Here is a 17,469-nt window from a genome sequence, read left to right as displayed (position 1 = left end):
AATGGTTGCCATGACGATCGATGACTCCCCGACAGCGCGTATTTCGAATGACTTCCTGGACTACCAGTACTCCGTGCTGGGAATCCTGGACTATCTGAATTCGCCTGACGTGACCGAAATTTGCATCAATCGTCCTGGTGAGTTGTACCTGGAAACGATCCATGGATGGCAGCGAGTCGACGTGCCATCCCTCACGTACGACCGTGCGCGGCAGTTCTGTACGGCGGTCGTCAACGAGAGCAACACCGGTCAACGCATTACCGATGCTGACCCTGTCGTGTCGCTGACATTTCCGACTGGTCAGCGCGCGCAATTCGTGATGCCGCCAGCCTGTGATGCAGGCAAGGTATCCATCACCATCCGGCTTCCTTCAAAGCACACCAAGTCGCTGGAGCAGTACAAGCACGATGGTTTCTTTGATGAAGTGCTGGAGCAATCGGCGGACGTCAGCGATCACGACCAAGAGTTGCTTGAGCTGCGCCGCAAGCGTGATTACGCGGAGTTCTTCAAGAAGTGCGTGCTTTACAAGAAAAATGTCGTCGTTGCTGGGGCGACAGGTAGCGGCAAGACCACCTTCATGAAGGCGCTCGTCAACCACATTCCGAGCGAAGAGCGCCTGGTGACCATTGAGGACGCCCGGGAGCTATTCATCAGTCAGCCGAACTCTGTGCACTTGCTCTATTCCAAGGGCGGTCAGAGCGCTAGCAACGTGACTGCCAAGAGCTGCATGGAAGCCTGCCTGCGTATGAAGCCGGACCGTATCATCCTTGCCGAGCTGCGCGGCGATGAGTCGTTTTACTTTATTCGTAACTGCGCGTCTGGCCATCCAGGCTCCATTACCAGTTGTCACGCTGGAAGCGTTGAGCAGACGTGGGACCAGCTTGCCTTGATGGTGAAGGCCTCGAATGAGGGCTCCGGTCTTGAGTTCGAAGTGATCAAGCGCTTGCTCAGAATGACCATCGACGTAGTGGTTCACATCAAGGCGCACGCTGGACGGCGCTTCATCACGGGTATCGATTTCGATCCGCTGCGCACGCTGCGCGGCGGCTAGGGCGTTGACGTCGTCGTTGAGTTTGACCTGCTTTAGAAGGAGTACTGACATGTTGCCTGGCATGGAACTGATGGGATGCACTGGACTGGCCGTCCCCGGCGAGGTAATGCAGCACGTTGTCCGTGTCGAGTCGTCGCGTAATCCCTACGCCATTGGTGTCGTTGGTGGCCGCCTGGTACGTGAGCCACGCGGCCTAGCCGAGGCGGTCGCCACTGCGAAGATGCTGGAGCAGAAGGGGTACAACTTTTCGCTGGGTCTGGGGCAGGTCAATCGATACAACCTGCAGAAGTACGGTTTGGCGACTTATGAGATGGCATTCGACAAATGTCCTAACCTGGTCGCCGCCTCAAAGATTCTTGCCGAATGCCACTCGCGTTCTGGTGCCAACTGGGGGAAGTCGTTTAGCTGCTACTACTCTGGAAATTTCGAAACCGGCTTCAAACATGGCTACGTGCAGAAGATCTATGCCTCCATTCGGCAGTCGGTGGCGTCTTCCGGTGCCGAGCCCATCGCAGTCGTGCCAACCCGTCAGGTGCAGCTGAAGCCCGCCAATCCCCTGCGACAGGCTGCAGCCGAACTGGCGGACGCAATCGTATCTCGTCGCATTCAGGATTTTTCCGGGGCGAGCCACACAGCGGCTTCACCGCCAGGGCCTATGCTATCCCCGCCTGCAACAGCGTATTCCTTGCCGAGTCGGGTGGCGCCTGCAATTCCTGCAGCTCCAGCGGCAGACAATGAGCTGTATGTGGTGAAGGCAACGGGGCAGGGGCGTGGTGTGGCGGTGCCAGCTTCTGCGCCGCAGGGTTCGACGTCGGTCGAGCAATCTGCACCCGTTTCTATGCAGAGAGCACCGCAAACAGTTCCGCAAGTGGATAGTGCATTCGTTTTTTAGGATGGAAATTGCCAAGGATATGGCTGCTGGACCCCCTCTGTTCCCAAGGAGTTAGACATGAAGTTTGAAATCGACAACAAAACGATCGCCGAAGCCAAAATGGTCGGCACCCAGGCAGTGAAGGCATTGCTATTCATTTCGTTGCTGATGGTGGCCGGCGGTGCATCTGCAGACGGCAACGGTCTTGCAGACACCGACACCCGCGTGTGTGGCTTTTTGAACAATGTGACCAAGCTGTTGAACATGGGCTCGATCGCAGTGGTCACCATCGCGGTCATCGTGGCTGGCTACCAGATCGCTTTCGCACACAAGCGTATCTCCGAGGTTTCGCCCATTCTCATCGGTGGCGTTCTCATTGGTGCTGCTGGTCAGATCGCCAACATGATCCTCCAGAATAAAAACGGCAGTTCGGGTGATTGCTCGACGATTACCGGTTCGCTGATGCAGTTAGCTCAATACTATGCATAAAGACGTACTCTTCCGCGGATGCACCCGCCCCGCGATGTTTTTGGGGGTGCCCTACATCCCTTTCTTCATCGGTGCGGGCGGTGGCTTGCTGTTGGGGATGTATATCAATCTTTGGTACTTGCTGACCATCCCGGTCATCATCTTTGCCATGCAACAGATGGCTAAGCGTGACGAGATGATTTTCAGGTTGCTGGGATTGCGCTGGCTGTTCCGAATGCGTGCGCGAAACCTTCAGCGTTATTCAGGAATGTGGGTCTTCAGCCCAAATGAATATCGCAAGAATCCCTCGGGAAAATCGCGATGAACACGTAGCTGTTTTACCAACCCCACGCATGCAACCCGCGTGGGGTTGGTGTTTGCGATGGTCGCTTGGTGTGATGCTTCCTCTCTAAATTTGGTAAGACCATGTTCAGTCCAGACAGTCCGATCAGCGAGTTTGTTTCCATCTCGACGCATGTTGCGCCGTCGGTCGTCAAGACGACTGCCGGTGACTATCTGTTGATCTGGCATCTGGGCGGTTTGCCGTTCGTGGGGCGAGACGAGTTCGAGCTCGAACAACGGCACAACACGTTTAACCGTCTTCTGCAGACCCTGCGCGCGCCGGATTTTGCCAACGTTGCGTTCTGGGTTCACGATGTGCGGCGGCGGCGTAGAATCGGTTCAGGGGGGCGTTTCAAGCAGGCGTTCAATCAAAATCTGTCGGACGAATATTACACAGCGCTTTCATCGCAGAAGATCATGCAGAACGAGTTGTATTTCAGCATGATTTATAGGCCGGTGGTCACTGGGCGTCGCTTGGTGGAGAAATCCGCGAACCCGGACAAGATTCGCGCCGAAGAAGAACAGGCTGTTGCGAAGGTTGTCGAGCTCGCCACGAATGTGGAGGCCGTGCTCAAGGATTACGCACCGTATCGGCTTGGTATGTATGAGGCAAAGAATGGCGTGGTCTTCTCCGAGACGCTGGAGTTCCTGGGCTACTTGTTGAACCGTATCGATGAGCCGGTGCCGGTCTTGCCGGCTCCAGTGCCCGCGTATTTGCCCGTCAGTAAGCACATGTTCGCCAACAAGACGGGCGATTTCGTCATTCGTACTCCAGACGGAATCAATCATTTTGGCGCCATCCTGAATATCAAGGAATATGCGGACGGAACCTATCCAGGCATTCTCAATGGTCTGAAGTATCTGGATTTCGAGTACGTCATGACGCACTCGTTCAGCCCGGTCGGCCGCCATGATGCGCTGAAGGTGCTGGAACGTACCAAGGGGATGATGATTTCCTCCGGGGACAAGTCCTCTACCCAGATTCGCGATCTCGATGTTGCGATGGACGATGTTGCCTCGGGGAACTTCGTGCTCGGCGAATATCATTTCACCCTGGCAGTCTATTCCGACAGCCAGGAAAAGCTTGCCAGGCAAATCGCAACCACCCGCGCCGAGTTGTCGAATGCAGGCTTCGTTTCCGCCAAGGAAGACCTGGCGATCGCTTCGTCATTCTATGCACAGCTGCCGGGTAACTGGCGCTTCCGCACGCGCATCGCCAACCTGAGCTCGCTCAATTTCCTCGGCTTGTCGCCGCTGCACAATTTCGCTCAGGGCAAGCAGCACAACAATCCGTGGGGCGACTGCGTCACGACGCTGCAGACAACCAATGGGCAGCCGTACTACTTCAATTTCCACGCCACGCACCCATCCGAAAATTCCCTTGGCGAGAAGGCCATCGGCAACACGATGGTGATCGGTAAGTCGGGTACGGGTAAGACAGCGCTGATCAACTTCTTGTTGAGCCAGGTACAGAAGTTCGACCCGATTCCGACCATCTTTTTCTTCGACAAGGATCGCGGCGCGGAGATCTTCGTGCGCGCCTGCGGTGGTAATTACCTGGCGCTGGAGAATGGGTCTCCGACCGGCTTCAACCCGTTCCAATGCGAGCGCAACGAAGCCAACACCCAGTTCCTGGCCGAGTTGATCAAGGTGCTGGGCGGCAAAGCCGAATACAGCGCCCGTGAGGAAGAAGATATCTATCGCGCAGTGGAAGGCATGCTGGACACGCCGATGCACCTGCGCAGCATGAGCAATTTCCGTAAGAGTCTGCCCAACATGGGCGATGACGGGCTGTATGCGCGCCTGCGTCGCTGGACCGCGGGCAATTCGCTGGGCTGGGTCTTCGATAACCCGGTGGACACGATCGACCTGACGCGCGCATCCATCATTGGGTTCGACTACACGGACGTGATCGACAACGCCGAAGTGCGTGTGCCGGTCATCAACTACCTGCTGCATCGGCTGGAAGCCTTGATCGACGGCCGCCCGCTGATCTATGTGATGGACGAGTTCTGGAAGATCCTCGACGGTAAGGGCGGCCTGAAGGAATTCGCCAAGAACAAGCAGAAGACCATCCGTAAGCAGAACGGCTTGGGGATTTTCGCCACACAGAGCCCGGAAGATGCGCTGGCCAGCGACATTGCCGCCGCGTTGATCGAGCAGACGGCCACCATGATCCTGCTGCCCAATCCCAATGCCAGCCGCGACGATTACATGGAAGGGCTCAAGCTCACCGACGCCGAATATCAGGTGGTGGTGTCGCTGGACGAGCGCTCGCGCTGTTTCCTGGTCAAGCAGGGGCATGCCTCGGCGGTGTGCCAGCTCAACCTGCGCGGCATGGACGACGCGCTGTCGGTGATTTCGTCCTCGACCGACAACATCGAGATCATGCATCAGATCCTGGCAGGCAAGGCCGGCAAGCTTGGGGTGACCGTCGACCAACTGACGCCGGAGCAGTGGTTGGCCGACTTCTATGCCAACCGCAAGGGCTCTGGCAAGCGCAAATCGGCAAAGGACAAGGAGGTCGAAGATGCATAGTCAGCCCACGCAGGCGCAGCAGTTTCAACCCGCACCGTATTCATTTGTGTCACAGGAGGCGAAGAACACCATGGCAACCAAGTTCAGACATTTTTCCCGAGTCTTCGTGGGACTGGTGCTGCTCTGCATGGCGGGAGCGGCCAGTGCGCAATGGGAAGTGGTAGACAAGGATCTCAACGAAAAAGTCGATCAGATCCGGAAGAACCAGACCATCAAGAACGGCGACGGCAAGGAATCCAGCGGCAAGGAGGTCGAGAAGCCCAAAGAGACCTTGAAGAAGGTTCCAGATGATCAGGGGGTGGCCGCCTGTTCGGCGTCTACCTCCGGTACACCGGTCTCTGATTCGCAGAGGGAATCCTGTGAGCTGATCCAACGTACGCGTAACTCCCAGTTCAATTACATGGTGGCGATGTACGAGATCACCACCAAGCGCCTGGAGCGTCTGCGCACGATCGAGGAAGAGCGCAAGAAGATCGGCGACCAGAAGATTGGCGAGCTGGAGAGCAACACCAATAAGCTTCTGGCGCTGAAGGCGATGATGGATATCGATCGCCAGCAGATGGAGTCGGCAATGTTTGCCTACGAAAAGCGTCTGGCGGCCTTGACCGAACTGCAAACCGGCGCAGCGAAAGCCGCGATGGCTGGCAAGGAGCCGCCGAAGGGAGATGGAAGCGATTCGTGGATACCGTCCTGGATTCCCTCTGATCTGTTGAGCCTGGGCAAGACAGTCGCAGCCGGTCTGGTGATGAAAGGTGCACTCAAGACGGTCGAGAGTGACAAGCCATCTGGCATGGAACCGCCATTGGCGATCGACAAGGACTGACGCTGTGGCACGGCCGGATCGCGCAACGTAATCAACCCCGGGGCAGCGACTGCCCCACGGCATAGCCGTTAAGTGGATGTGGTGACATATGGATTTTTTGACGAACATCGCCCAATACGAATTTTTTCGTCTGATCAACGATTACCTGCGCAATGAGATTGCGATTTTCCAGTGGAATCTGTTGCAACGGACGACGGCGTGGGTGGGGGTGGTGGCGCTCACGGTGCTGACGCTGTGGATTTTGATCCAGGGCTATCGGATCGTGACCGGCCAGTCGCGTGAGGCGGCGATGGGGCTGGTGGTGACCGCGCTGCGTGCAGCGTTGATCATCGGTCTTGCCACGAGCATGGCCCAAGGGTCCTCGCGTCTGTACTGGACGTTGACCGACGGGATCAGCCATGCGATCACCAAGACGGTGACGGGCGACTCGGATAGCCCATATGAGGCGATCGACAAGAATCTGATGCTGATGCAAGTGGCGATGTCGGGTCTGGACCAGATCAACACCGGTGGCGATGCAGAAAGTAAGGACGAAAAAGACCGGGCCCGGTGGTTCACCGGCATTGGCATGGCCGGACCGGGCGTCGTTGCAGGTTCGATGTTGCTGCTGAACAAGCTAGCGATGGCGCTGGTGATTGGGTTTGGGCCATTGTTCATCCTGTGCCTGCTGTTCCAGGCGACGAAGTCGTTGTTCAGCAAGTGGCTGCTATACGGACTAGGCACCGTGTTCTCGTTGTCTGTCTTGACCTTCACGGTGAGCTTGGCAACCAAGGTGGTTGGCGCAGTGGGCGCAGCCTTCGTCGCAAAGTGGGCAATGAACGGGTTTACGGGCGAAGGCATCAGCAGCATGGCGCTGCAGCAGGGAGGATTAGGGCTAGTGCTCACAACATTGATCATCACCGCACCGCCGATGGCCGCAGCCTTCTTCCAGGGCACGCTTGGCCAGTTCACTGCGTATTCGGCGCTGGGGCAGCTGGATCGCGCGAGCCAGTCGCCGGGGGCTGGGCGGCCTTATGAGCCTGGGGCGCCAGCTAGGGATAATCAACGTTCTGAAATTACTCCTGTCCCTCAAGTGAGTGGCCGAGTTTCGGGCGATGAGTCCAATTCTAGCCAGACCGCAAGCGGTAAAATGGGCAACGCTAATAACGTCGACAGGCAGCGGGGCTAAAATGCGTAAAATTATTTTATTATTGGCGGTTATTCCTGTATTCGCGTTTGCGCAAACGGCGTGTCCAGTTGGTGTTGCGCCTGGCAGTCCACAATGCGGGCCTGATTCTGGGACGTCAAGAGGAGACATTCCTGCTCCGCCGCCGCGGCCTACGGGTGAGTGGATAAAAACATGGGGTGCCATTGCCATCGCCGACAATGGTGATGCTGGTTACACTAAGGGGCGTCTCACTAGCAAAGAGGCTGAAGATGCCGCCCTGCAAAACTGCCAAAAATTGGCTGGCATGCAATGTACTATCGCGTTGACTTTTCATAATCAGTGTGCTGCCATCGCGTCGCCTGCTTCTAGTCGTGGTAAGGGGGCGATAACTGGAGGCCCATCCTTGAATGATGTGGAATCCAGAGCAACGAAAACTTGCGAGAAGAATTCGGGAGGGGATTGTAAAATTGCAATGTCAACTTGCAGCGATCCCATCTTTAGGAAGTTCTGATTTTTCTGTCATAAATGCCGCTAGCAAAGTGTCGCGAACCGAGAGGCGGGCACAATTTGTTCGGAGCTGGTATTTAAGAAATATTGATTTGAATTGGAAGGATTTTCTATGGTGGAACGTACACTAGCAAGAGCGGTCGTGGGGGCGCTGTATTTAGCTTGCGCCATCTCGATCACAGCGTGCAGTCCTGGCAATACTCCGTCCGCAGAGGCTGACGGAGCGAAATTATCCGCCCAAGATCAAACTGGCAAAAAGCCTGAATCCTCTCCGCAAAAGGACTTGAAAATGCCATCTGCTGTCAATGCCAAGCTCAACGACCAGGGCGAGGTAAACGCAGATATCGGTGGCATTGCTATTTCAATCAAGTCGCAGGGCTGTAGCGAAGATAGTCCAGGGATCATGCTATGTAACCGTTCGCCAGTCGTGGAGGTGACATTCCCCGGAGCCAAGCCGATTGCACTGGAGCCTGATGCATTGTACGTGGATAGTAATTCCACGTTCTATCATGGCCCGCTAGATGACAATTACAAGAAAAACCGCCACTCGATCATTCTGGCCGATATCAATGGCGATGGACATGAAGATGTAGTGGTGTGGTCTGGAAAGGAGGGTAATTATGGCGGCCCCTCGTACAGCGTCTACCTTTTTGATGCTGCCAAGAAACACCTTATCTTTAATCAGTCGCTGTCTGATATTACTGTGATGGCCAATGGCCTATTCTCCGTCAAAGGGAATGTTCTGACATCTACATCTGGTGATGGATGCTGTATCCATGTCTTCGATACCTACGAGCTTAAGAATAACGAGGCAGTGCTGATAGAGCGGTTGACCGAAGACACGAATGATCCGGCCAATCCGAAGAAAAAGCTTGAGCGGCTCCAGGATGGCGAAATGAAGGAGGTGTCCAACTAGGAAGCGATTGGTAATTTGTAGTGAGTACATGCAACGCATCTTCGGATCTGCAGTGCCGATCATGCAACAACAAATTCTAACGACATGCACGTACGGAGAACGCTATGAGTGATGGACGTGGTCGAAGCACCGAGGGCTTTGGTGTGGATCGGGAATCTTCCGTTAGATTGATCGTCAAAACCGCTCTTGAGAACGGTGTGACCGATCCAAAACAAATATCGTACATGTTAGCGACGGCGCAGCATGAGACGCGTAATTTTCAGGCGCCTGAAGAAGATTTTGGACGCAGTCAAGCGCGTAAACTTGGATATAGCGGTGGCGAAGAGTTTTATGGCCGTGGTTACGTGCATCTTACCCACGATTACAACTATGCGAAGTTCGATAAGTTGCTAGGCCTTAACGGTGAAATGGTCCGCAACCCGGACATGGCCAAGCAGCCCGAAATTGCTGCGAAGGTTTTAGTTGTCGGTATGCGTGACGGCTTATTCACAGGCAAGCCTCTTGATCGCTACATCGATAATGATAGCCACGACGTCTACAACGCGCGACGCGTGGTCAACGGAGTTACTCCTAGCAAACCCTGGAGCGTAAAGGCGGCCAAGGAATGCGAGGAATATGCTGGCAATTGGGAGCGTCGCGTTCCCGATTTGATCGAAAGCGTCAAACGAGATGGTGTCAATCTCAAGCATAGCGTGACTCCCGGTTCGACTTCCCATCAGCCCTCAAATTCCCATGACGGCAAACTCGAACAAGGCGAGCGCGGCGAGTCGGTGAAGCAGTTGCAGGGTCAGCTCGCGCAACTCGGTGCAGTTGGCCGTGATGGTAAGCCGCTACAGGCAGACGGCGACTTCGGCGGCAACACCAAATACGCAGTCGAGCAATTCCAGCGTGAGCGTGGCTTGCTAGTAGATGGAGTGGTGGGTAACCAGACGCAGGCGGCCTTGGCACAGGCGCTGTCGCAACAAAAGGCTAGGCAAGCCGAGCAGACGTCCGCTCCCGCTGCACCGGCACAGGCAGCTGCATCCAGCCCCTTGCTGTCCGACCCTCGTCATCCAGACAACGCGATGTATACAAGCGCAGTGGGCAAGCTAGAAGCCTTGGGTGAACGTGGTGGTTTTTCCAACCGCAAGGAGCTTGAGCAAGCGGCTGGGCAGATCGTGTTCGAGGCCAAGGTCAGTGGTCTGCAGCGCATCGACCATGTGGTGCCCAACAAGGGCGGTGACGGCTTCTTCGCAGTACAGGGTGAGATGACCGACCCGGCAATGCGCCGTGTTTTCGTAGATCGCACGCAAGCAGAAGCGCAACCATTGGAGCACAGTACCCGACAGGTGGCTGAAGAAAACCAGCGCCAAGCGACGCAGGTGCAAGCCCAGGAGACGGCCTCGCGGTCGATGTCCATGTGAGGTAAGAAGTATTTGCAGTTCAGCGATCTGGTAACTCGCCAAGGCGGACAGGAATGCCCACCTTGGCTCCGCTTCCAACGACCTGCGCGAAGAAATCGCGATTTTTCAATGGAATTGTTGCAGCGGACGAAGGCGTTGGTAGAAGGGCTCGCTACAGCTTTACTGGACCTTGACCGACGGTATCAGCTCGCCATAACCAAGACGATGACCGGCGACTCGAAAAGTCCCTGCGAGGCGCTCAACAAGAATCTGATGTTGATGCAGATGGCCCTGTCCGGGCTAGATCAGATCAAGACCAGAGGCGATGCAAAAAGCGAAGACGCCAAAAACCGGGCGCGGTGGTTCACCGGGATTGGCATGGCAGGTCCTGGCGTGGTGGTTGGTTCAATGCTGCTGTTGAACAAGCTGGCAATGGCCCTGGTGGTCGGGTTTGGCCCGTTATTCATCCTGTGCCTACTGTTCCAGGCCACGAGGTCGCTGTTCAGTAAATGGCTGTTATGCGGATTAGGCACTATGTGTTCCTTGTCGGTGCTGACGTTTACGGTGAGCTTGGCGACCAAGGTGGTAGGTGCGGTGGGTGTGGCGTTCCTGGCGAAATGGGCGCTCAACGGCGGCAATGGCGAAGGCATCAGTAGCACGGCGCTGCAGCAGGGAGGAGTGGGCTTGGTCTTGACTACGTTAATTCTTACCGCACCGCCGATGGCAGCAGCGTTCTTCCAGGGCACGCTGGGTCAATTTGCCCCGTATTCGGCGATCGGGTCATTGGGTTCGTCGGATGCTGCGTCTAATGCAAATCGACAGGGTCCTAATGCGCAGATGAGCCCGCCGGTTAGGGATTCCGCTAACACCACCGGTCAAACAGTGAATGCAACCCCCCGATCCATACAATCTGAAAATTCGCAGTCTCAAGAGACAGCCCCGGGGGTTCGCGGGCTCGCGCAGAAGTAACTAATAACTTTAGGTGGTTGCAATGATTCGTTCCTGGATATTTTTACTTACTTTGCCCTTTTTAGCTTTCTCCCATGTTGCTTTGGGGCAAACTCGATGCCCCATTGGCACTCAAATGGGGAGTATGCAGTGCATTCCCGACACTCCTGAAATGCGGGGAGGGGGGAGTGATCCTGCACCGACAGGTGAGTGGGTAAAAACTTGGGGAGCGATTGCAATGTCGAAATCTACCGGCGACGTTGGTACTACCAAAGGAAAGCTTTCTCAAGGTGACGCGAAGAGTTCAGCTATCCAGCAATGTTCTAAAAATGGTGCTGATGACTGCAAAGTGACGCTGGTTTATCGGAACCAATGTGCTGCCCTGGCAGCCTCGCAACATAGTACTTTTTCTCAAGCCTCTGCCAGTAAAGATGTTGCAATTAGTCAAGTGATTAATATTTGTGAGCGTAGTGGTGGCGGCGCATGTAAAGTCGTTTTTTCAGAATGTTCCGATCCATTTTTTAAGAAATATTGATCGAATATTTATTGCCGCCTAAGGCCCCCGTGATGTGGTTTAACCTCATCTTAGCATTGTTTATTTTTCCTGTTTTTGTTTTTTTTGCACAAAAGCGATACCCCGTTGAAACTTAGATGGGAAGTGTTCAATGCATTCCAGATATGCCTGCAATGCAAGGCCAGCAACCACCTACCGTGGAACCTACAGGCGGGCAAATAAAAACTTGGGGCGCTATTCCTGGCTTTGATGCAACAGGAGAGGTTGGAACGGCTGTAGGGAAATTTTCAGAAAGCGATGCTAGGGAGGCAATGATTCGGCAATATGCGCTTGGTGGAGAGGGTGATTGCAAAGTTGATTTAACTTACCGCAATCAGTGCGCAGCTTTTGAAATCTCTGGTAATGAGGCATTTTTCTAGCTTCTTCCACTGAGCAGCGTGTAGTGAAACTCGTTAAAAAAGCCTGCGAACGATAGCGGCTCTTGTAAGGTATAGGTGTCCCGATTGCTCTGACCCAATCTTCAAAAAATATTGATTGCAGCTCTCTAGTTCCGGTGTCAAAGAGGAATTTTATGCATCTACATCTTTTTATTCTCCTTTTGATTGTTGCTATTGCAGGTACTGGCTGTAAAAGAGAACAATCGGCAGCTGTGTCAGCTGAAAAGAACGACGTTTCGGCTCATTTGTCAAAGCCATCTCCACAAGTGTCTGGAGAGCTGCCTACCGAGCATAAGGTGAACGCTAAAGAGGTTCGGGATAATGCCACCTCAGCAGAAGGTCTTAGGCAAAAGCAGCTTGCGCAACAGTATGACGCTGAACTAGAAAATGCTCTAAACGGGCCTGGTGATACTGAGCGGGCGGACTTTGGAGGACCTACCAAATTACGAGATTCTCATGCTTCATGCATAAAACTATCCGGTGGTGCCACACCAGATTTGCTTGATTGTGATAGCGATGAATATGATTACCAAAATTCTCGTTTAAATCGTGTTTATCGCTCTGTGATAGCGGGGCTTGATGCTGCAAAAAAACAGGAGTTATTGAGCGAAGAAAGGGCATGGATAGGAAAGAGAGACCGGCTTTGCAATTTGAATGGTCAGCTTGGTGGTGGACAGGCAGAAGATATCGAAGAGAGTAGCTGTCGACTGAATGCTACAGCGAGGCGTGCTGATGAGTTGGAAAAGCGGCAGACGTCTAAGTGAATTAATTTCCAAATGAAGGGAGTCGATAAATGTCAGAGATAACGGGTTGGCATATTGGAATGACCTCATCCAGCTACGAAAGTGGTGGTCGGGGTGCCGGTACTATCTCAACTGGAAAAAATGACCATGGTGGTGTCTCATATGGGACCTACCAACTGTCTACATCCCAAGGGACGTTGCAGGAATACTTGGATCAATCGCGCTATGGCCCTCAGTTTTCTGGTCTCGTGCCAAAGACTGAAGAATTCGATGAGAAATGGAAGTTGCTTGCAGATAAGGTTCCGGGATTTGCGCAGGATCAGCATAATTTTATTCGTGAGACTCATTACGAAAAGCAGGTTGCACGTCTTTCCGCAGTTGGCTTGGATTTAACTGATCGCGGGCCTGCGGTGCAGGATGCGCTTTGGAGTACCTCGGTCCAGTTTCGGAATTTGACGCCAGGAATATTTCAGAAAGGGTTATCTGAGAAATTTGGCGAGGGTTATAAGCTCTCCGATCTTTCTGATAAGCAGATAGTCGAAGCAGTTCAAGATTATAAATATTCTCATACCGAAACATTGTTCAAGAAGTCTCCAGGGTCATGGAACGAGCTTCGTGATCGTGCTTTAAATGAGAAGCATGACCTGATGGAGCTTGCTGAAGGCCGATTGCCAACTCAGCCCTCAGCATCCAAACACCGAATTGGATCCTCATCTGATGATGGCAAGCTCGAACAAGGCGAGCGCGGCGAGCAAGTGAAGCAGCTGCAAGGTCAACTTGCGCAGCTTGGCGCTACCGGCCGCGACGGCAAGCCGCTCCATGCCGATGGCGACTTTGGTGGCAACACCAAATATGCGGTCGAGCAATTCCAGCGTGAGCACGGTTTGCAAGTAGACGGCGTGGTGGGTGGTCAGACGCAGGCTGCTTTGGGCAAGGCGTTGTCGCAGCACACTGCCAAGCAGGCCGAGCAGACGGCCGCTCCGGCTGCGCCGGCACAGGCATCATCCAGCCCCTTGCTGTCCGACCCGCGCCATCCAGACAACGCGATGTTCGTCGGTGCCGTCGGCAAGCTGGAGGCGTTGGGCGAGCGTGGTGGTTTTTCCGACCGCAGAGAGCTTGAACAGGCGGCCGGTCAGATCGTGTTCGAGAGCAAGGTCGCCGGCCTGCAACGCATCGACCATGTGGTGCCCAACAAGAGTGGCGACGGGTTCTTCGCGGTACAGGGCGAGATGACCGACCCGGCCATGCGTCGTGTGTTCGTGGATCGCGATCAGGCGCAGGGGCAGTCGTTGGAGCACAGTAGCCGACAGGTTGCCGAGGAAAATCAGCGTCTGACTGCGCAGATGCAGTCGCAGACGCAACAAGCAGCTTCACCTGCGATGTCGATGTAGCGACTCTGCTTTTGTATGCCGAAGTGGCGCGTCTACCGAGGCCATTTTATGGGATTGGTAGGCGCGTCGAATATGGTGAGCTAACACAGTAGATCTTTATTAAGAGCTAACGCATTGCTACTTTCAGTGGACGCTCCTGCAGCGCACCTCGGCCTTGATTGGCGTTGTGTCCTTGACGGTGTTGACGCTGTGGATCATCTTCCAGGGGTACCGCATCGTGACCGGCCAGTCCCGCGAGGCGGCGATGGGCTTGGTGGTGACGGCGCTGCGCGCCTCGCTGATCATCGGCCTTGCGACGAGCATGGCTGAAGGTTCGTCGAAGCTTTACTGGACCCTGACCGATGGTGTGAGCCAGTCCATTACCCAAGTGGTGACGGGGGATTCGAAAAGTCCCTACGATGCGATCGACAAGAATCTGGGTCTGATGCAGATTGCAATGATGAGCATCGATCAGATCCAGACAGCAGGTAACCAACAGCGCGACGACGAGAAGACCCGTGCGCGCTGGTTCACTGGGGTAGGGATGGCCGGCCCCGGCGTAGTGGGTGGCTCACTGCTTCTGTTGAACAAGATTGGGATGGCGCTGTTTGTGGGCTTCGGTCCCTTGTTCATCATGTGCCTGTTGTTCCAGGCGACGAAGTCGTTGTTCAGCAAGTGGCTGCTATATGGCTTAGGTATGGTGTTTTCGTTTTCGGTACTGAGCTTCACGGTGAGCCTGGCAACGAAGGTGATCGGCGCAGTGGCTGTCGCATTCCTGGTGAAGTACGCGATGCCAGGAAACAGTGGCGAGGGCATCAGCAGCATGGCATTGCAACAAGGAGGGCTAGGCTTGGTCATGACAACCTTGATCGTCACCGCACCGCCGATGGCCGCCGCCTTCTTCCAGGGCACATTGGGTCAGTTCACGGCGTACTCGGCACTGGGGCAGTTGGATCGAGCCAATCAGGAGCCGGGTGCTGGTAGGCCTTATCAGCCGTCGGAGCCGGCTCCCAGGAGCGAGACAAAAACTGCTACTACGGAGCAGCTAGGTGGTCGAGTGGCAGGAGTTCCGCAACAAGAGAATCCCCAAAGCGATGGGCGTTTAGGAAAAGCTAATGCTTAATTCAAACTTAATGCGCAATATTCTCTATATGTCACTTGCTATTTGGTGTGGCTTTCCTTTTGCGGCTATTGCACAGACTGCCTGCCCAAATGGCGTTGCGCCTGGAAGCCCCCAATGTGGACCTGATTCAGGCACATCAAGGGCTAATCCAGCTCCGCCCCAGCCTACGGGTAGGTGGATAAAAACATGGGGGGCCTTGGCTAAAAACTCCTCTGGGGACATGGGGTTTTCCGCTGGAAAAATTGAGAGGGATAACGCTGAGGCAGAGGCTATTAGTCGCTGCGAATCTTTTGGAGCTGGAAGTTGCCAAGTTTTTGAAACTTTTAATAATCAATGCATTTCTACCGCAGTTTCCTCGTCTGGTCAGGCAGGCATTGCTATCGCACCTACGAAAGAGAAAGCATCAAGCTTGGCTACTGAAAAATGCGAAAAAAGTTTCGCTGGCGTGTGTAAAGTAACACTTGCTGAGTGCACTCGACCTATTTTTGAGAAGTTTTAGTTAGGTAATTGACTGTGGTGGCTGTTTTCTGTTGGAGATATCTGGTCTGCTGCGGCTGTGAATAAAATTTCTGCGACAGAGATGGAAGGAAGGGCGTGATTTATCATGTGGCTATGGAAGTGATTGATTTAGTTGTCTTCAGGTTGCGCTAGGGTGGTTCTTAACTAATACTGAGATACAGCATTGAGTTAAATGTATTTTATTCAAGTGAGATTTTTGTGATAAAAATTACAAGAAATCTAATCGGCGGTTTAATGCTCATCGGATTTTTGCTTCTTGCAGCATGTAAGCAAGAAGCTGCCACAGAAAAAGTGGCTGTCATGCCTCTTGAAAAACAGCAAAATTTGCAAGGAAGCCAAAGTACAACTGTGTCTCAGACCAGAAGTTCAGAAGGAGCCGAACGAATGACATCACTTTACCAAGTTGTTTCGTTACTTGTTGCCAAGAACGGCACGCCTTGGGCGATCTTTGATTCAGCTCCCGGTGTGCAGTGGCGCGATACCTCCCCAAAATCTAATTCCGATAGTACAGATCCCGAGAGTGCGCAGTATCGCAGCGGGACCTTGCTGCTTGATGGATTCGGCGCGGTAGATGTGCCGGATGGAGGCCAGGGTGCAGAAGTCGCGCCGAAGCAAGCCAATGAAGGCGAGTCAGGCATCACGCTCAATGGCGATGCGCACAGTGTGCAATCCATTGCAGTGAAGAAGTTCTACGCTAGTCCAGAGTATGCCGAAGTCTTGAAGCGCCAGTTGCCGGCGGCTACATCGGTGCGATTGATCGCAGACAAGTGTGGGGGAGACGATGACGGTGGGCCTGATTCATTGCAGACCAAGTTCTATGCGATCGGTCTTGATGCAGGTGAGGCATTTGTAGAGGCCTATCTGGATGATGGTACAGAAACGCGTGGGCCAGGCTCCACAACGTTCGTTTTTACGAAAACCAAGCCACAAAAAAGAATTCAAGCGCTGCAATGTAAAGAGGCGTGAAATAGTCATCCCCAGGCACCAGTAGAAGGCTGGTGTTTTTCCTAACCGTCATATCCAGAGGACATGCATCATGGCTGATAGACGAGAAAAAGCGGCGGCCACCGCTCAAAGCTACGATCAAGGCAACGTCGCGGGTCTCGATGACGCAATGACGCGTCGTCTGATTGCATCAACCGTCATGACCGAAAGTAATGGCGGCGATTTGCAGATTACTAATAAACAGGGTTACGTCGGTCGTTATCAAGCAGGGGCAGGCTGGTTAGCCGATGCGGGATATGTAGATCGTGCCAAGCTCAACGACGCGATGACCGATGCCGGTTTCGATCCACAAAAGGTACGTGGTGCGGAATGGAAGTGGGCGAGTAGCGGCGGTATGACGCGTTTTCTTGAGGACTCCTCTAACTGGAAGAACGGGTCGAGCCTTGAGCAATACAAGTCATCGGCCGCATTGCAGGATGGTGCGTTCAAGATCAACAGCGACAAGGCTTATAGCCAAGCGATCCGCAATGGCGTGTTGGACGAAGGTGATGATCCAGCCAAGGTGGCAGGCTTTCTGAAAGCCCGCCATATCTCAGGCTACGGTGGTGCGCGCGAAGCTGTCACTGGCGGGCGGGTCATCAGCGACAGCAACGGCACCAGCAACTATGACTACATGCACGACATCACACGTAATCGTGATGGAATGGATCAATACATGCAGCCGGGCCGTTCGCATGCCATGCATACAAATACCTCTGCTGTGCCTCAGCAGCCGAAGCGCGATGCATCGCATGACGGCAAACTAGAACAAGGCGAGCGCGGCGA

The 17,469-nt window shown here is 54.1% G+C and carries 17 protein-coding genes and 2 pseudogenes; all 19 read left to right on the top strand.

Annotated elements, in window-relative coordinates:
* The first annotated feature begins 1 nt into the window (after nucleotide 1).
* Nucleotides 2-1,051 carry a P-type DNA transfer ATPase VirB11 gene (virB11, locus tag XpruCFBP8353_RS00100; protein WP_172645694.1) on the top strand — a complete coding sequence of 350 codons (1,050 nt, stop codon included), beginning with the start codon at nucleotides 2-4 and terminating at the stop codon, nucleotides 1,049-1,051.
* A gap of 61 nt (nucleotides 1,052-1,112) precedes the next feature.
* Complete coding sequence (locus XpruCFBP8353_RS00095) at nucleotides 1,113-1,943, top strand: lytic transglycosylase domain-containing protein (RefSeq protein ID WP_162300958.1); 831 nt, start codon at nucleotides 1,113-1,115, stop codon at nucleotides 1,941-1,943.
* A 57-nt stretch (nucleotides 1,944-2,000) separates the two neighbouring features.
* Nucleotides 2,001-2,411 carry a TrbC/VirB2 family protein gene (locus tag XpruCFBP8353_RS00090; RefSeq protein ID WP_101361396.1) on the top strand — a complete coding sequence of 137 codons (411 nt, stop codon included), beginning with the start codon at nucleotides 2,001-2,003 and terminating at the stop codon, nucleotides 2,409-2,411.
* A complete protein-coding gene (locus tag XpruCFBP8353_RS00085) occupies nucleotides 2,404-2,715 on the top strand; it encodes a type IV secretion system protein VirB3 (protein ID WP_101361395.1) in 312 nt (103 codons plus the stop codon). Before XpruCFBP8353_RS00090 ends, XpruCFBP8353_RS00085 begins: the two co-directional genes overlap by 8 nt.
* A gap of 101 nt (nucleotides 2,716-2,816) precedes the next feature.
* Nucleotides 2,817-5,270 carry a VirB4 family type IV secretion/conjugal transfer ATPase gene (locus XpruCFBP8353_RS00080; protein ID WP_101361394.1) on the top strand — a complete coding sequence of 818 codons (2,454 nt, stop codon included), beginning with the start codon at nucleotides 2,817-2,819 and terminating at the stop codon, nucleotides 5,268-5,270.
* Complete coding sequence (locus XpruCFBP8353_RS00075) at nucleotides 5,263-6,093, top strand: hypothetical protein (protein ID WP_243391022.1); 831 nt, start codon at nucleotides 5,263-5,265, stop codon at nucleotides 6,091-6,093. Before XpruCFBP8353_RS00080 ends, XpruCFBP8353_RS00075 begins: the two co-directional genes overlap by 8 nt.
* An 88-nt stretch (nucleotides 6,094-6,181) precedes the next feature.
* On the top strand, nucleotides 6,182-7,261 hold the full coding sequence (locus XpruCFBP8353_RS00070) for a type IV secretion system protein (protein ID WP_101361393.1): 1,080 nt from the start codon (nucleotides 6,182-6,184) through the stop codon (nucleotides 7,259-7,261).
* A 1-nt stretch (nucleotide 7,262) separates the two neighbouring features.
* Nucleotides 7,263-7,751, top strand: coding sequence for a DUF4189 domain-containing protein (locus XpruCFBP8353_RS00065; RefSeq protein ID WP_101361392.1), 489 nt, complete (start codon nucleotides 7,263-7,265; stop codon nucleotides 7,749-7,751).
* 108 nt (nucleotides 7,752-7,859) lie between these two features.
* Nucleotides 7,860-8,663, top strand: a complete 804-nt coding sequence (locus XpruCFBP8353_RS00060; RefSeq protein WP_243391021.1) for an FG-GAP repeat protein — start codon at nucleotides 7,860-7,862, stop codon at nucleotides 8,661-8,663.
* 104 nt (nucleotides 8,664-8,767) lie between these two features.
* Complete coding sequence (locus tag XpruCFBP8353_RS00050) at nucleotides 8,768-10,066, top strand: peptidoglycan-binding protein (RefSeq protein ID WP_108723466.1); 1,299 nt, start codon at nucleotides 8,768-8,770, stop codon at nucleotides 10,064-10,066.
* Between the two features lie 142 nt (nucleotides 10,067-10,208).
* A pseudogene (locus XpruCFBP8353_RS00045) lies at nucleotides 10,209-11,014 on the top strand (type IV secretion system protein); the annotation flags it as partial.
* A 22-nt stretch (nucleotides 11,015-11,036) separates the two neighbouring features.
* Nucleotides 11,037-11,528 carry a DUF4189 domain-containing protein gene (locus XpruCFBP8353_RS00040; RefSeq protein WP_101361390.1) on the top strand — a complete coding sequence of 164 codons (492 nt, stop codon included), beginning with the start codon at nucleotides 11,037-11,039 and terminating at the stop codon, nucleotides 11,526-11,528.
* Between the two features lie 152 nt (nucleotides 11,529-11,680).
* A complete protein-coding gene (locus XpruCFBP8353_RS00035; protein WP_211287862.1) occupies nucleotides 11,681-11,926 on the top strand; it encodes a DUF4189 domain-containing protein in 246 nt (81 codons plus the stop codon).
* Between the two features lie 152 nt (nucleotides 11,927-12,078).
* Nucleotides 12,079-12,708: a lysozyme inhibitor LprI family protein gene (locus tag XpruCFBP8353_RS00030; RefSeq protein ID WP_101361388.1), complete on the top strand. Its 630-nt coding sequence runs from the start codon at nucleotides 12,079-12,081 to the stop codon at nucleotides 12,706-12,708.
* Nucleotides 12,709-12,737: 29 nt separating this feature from the next.
* Nucleotides 12,738-14,078, top strand: coding sequence for a peptidoglycan-binding domain-containing protein (locus tag XpruCFBP8353_RS24185; protein WP_101361387.1), 1,341 nt, complete (start codon nucleotides 12,738-12,740; stop codon nucleotides 14,076-14,078).
* 121 nt (nucleotides 14,079-14,199) lie between these two features.
* A pseudogene (locus XpruCFBP8353_RS00020) lies at nucleotides 14,200-15,180 on the top strand (type IV secretion system protein); the annotation flags it as partial.
* Nucleotides 15,173-15,679 (top strand): DUF4189 domain-containing protein, encoded by a 507-nt coding sequence (locus XpruCFBP8353_RS00015; protein ID WP_224096745.1) that lies wholly within the window; start codon nucleotides 15,173-15,175, stop codon nucleotides 15,677-15,679. The pseudogene XpruCFBP8353_RS00020 and the gene XpruCFBP8353_RS00015, both read left to right, overlap by 8 nt.
* A 218-nt stretch (nucleotides 15,680-15,897) precedes the next feature.
* On the top strand, nucleotides 15,898-16,665 hold the full coding sequence (locus tag XpruCFBP8353_RS24180; RefSeq protein ID WP_249027449.1) for a hypothetical protein: 768 nt from the start codon (nucleotides 15,898-15,900) through the stop codon (nucleotides 16,663-16,665).
* Between the two features lie 70 nt (nucleotides 16,666-16,735).
* Nucleotides 16,736-17,469 (top strand): peptidoglycan-binding protein (locus XpruCFBP8353_RS00005; protein WP_243391019.1); only part of this gene is annotated, 734 nt, incomplete at its 3' end.

The organism is Xanthomonas prunicola (genome assembly GCF_002846205.1).
GTDB lineage: Bacteria > Pseudomonadota > Gammaproteobacteria > Xanthomonadales > Xanthomonadaceae > Xanthomonas > Xanthomonas prunicola.
This window is presented reverse-complemented; position numbering and strand designations above follow the sequence as displayed.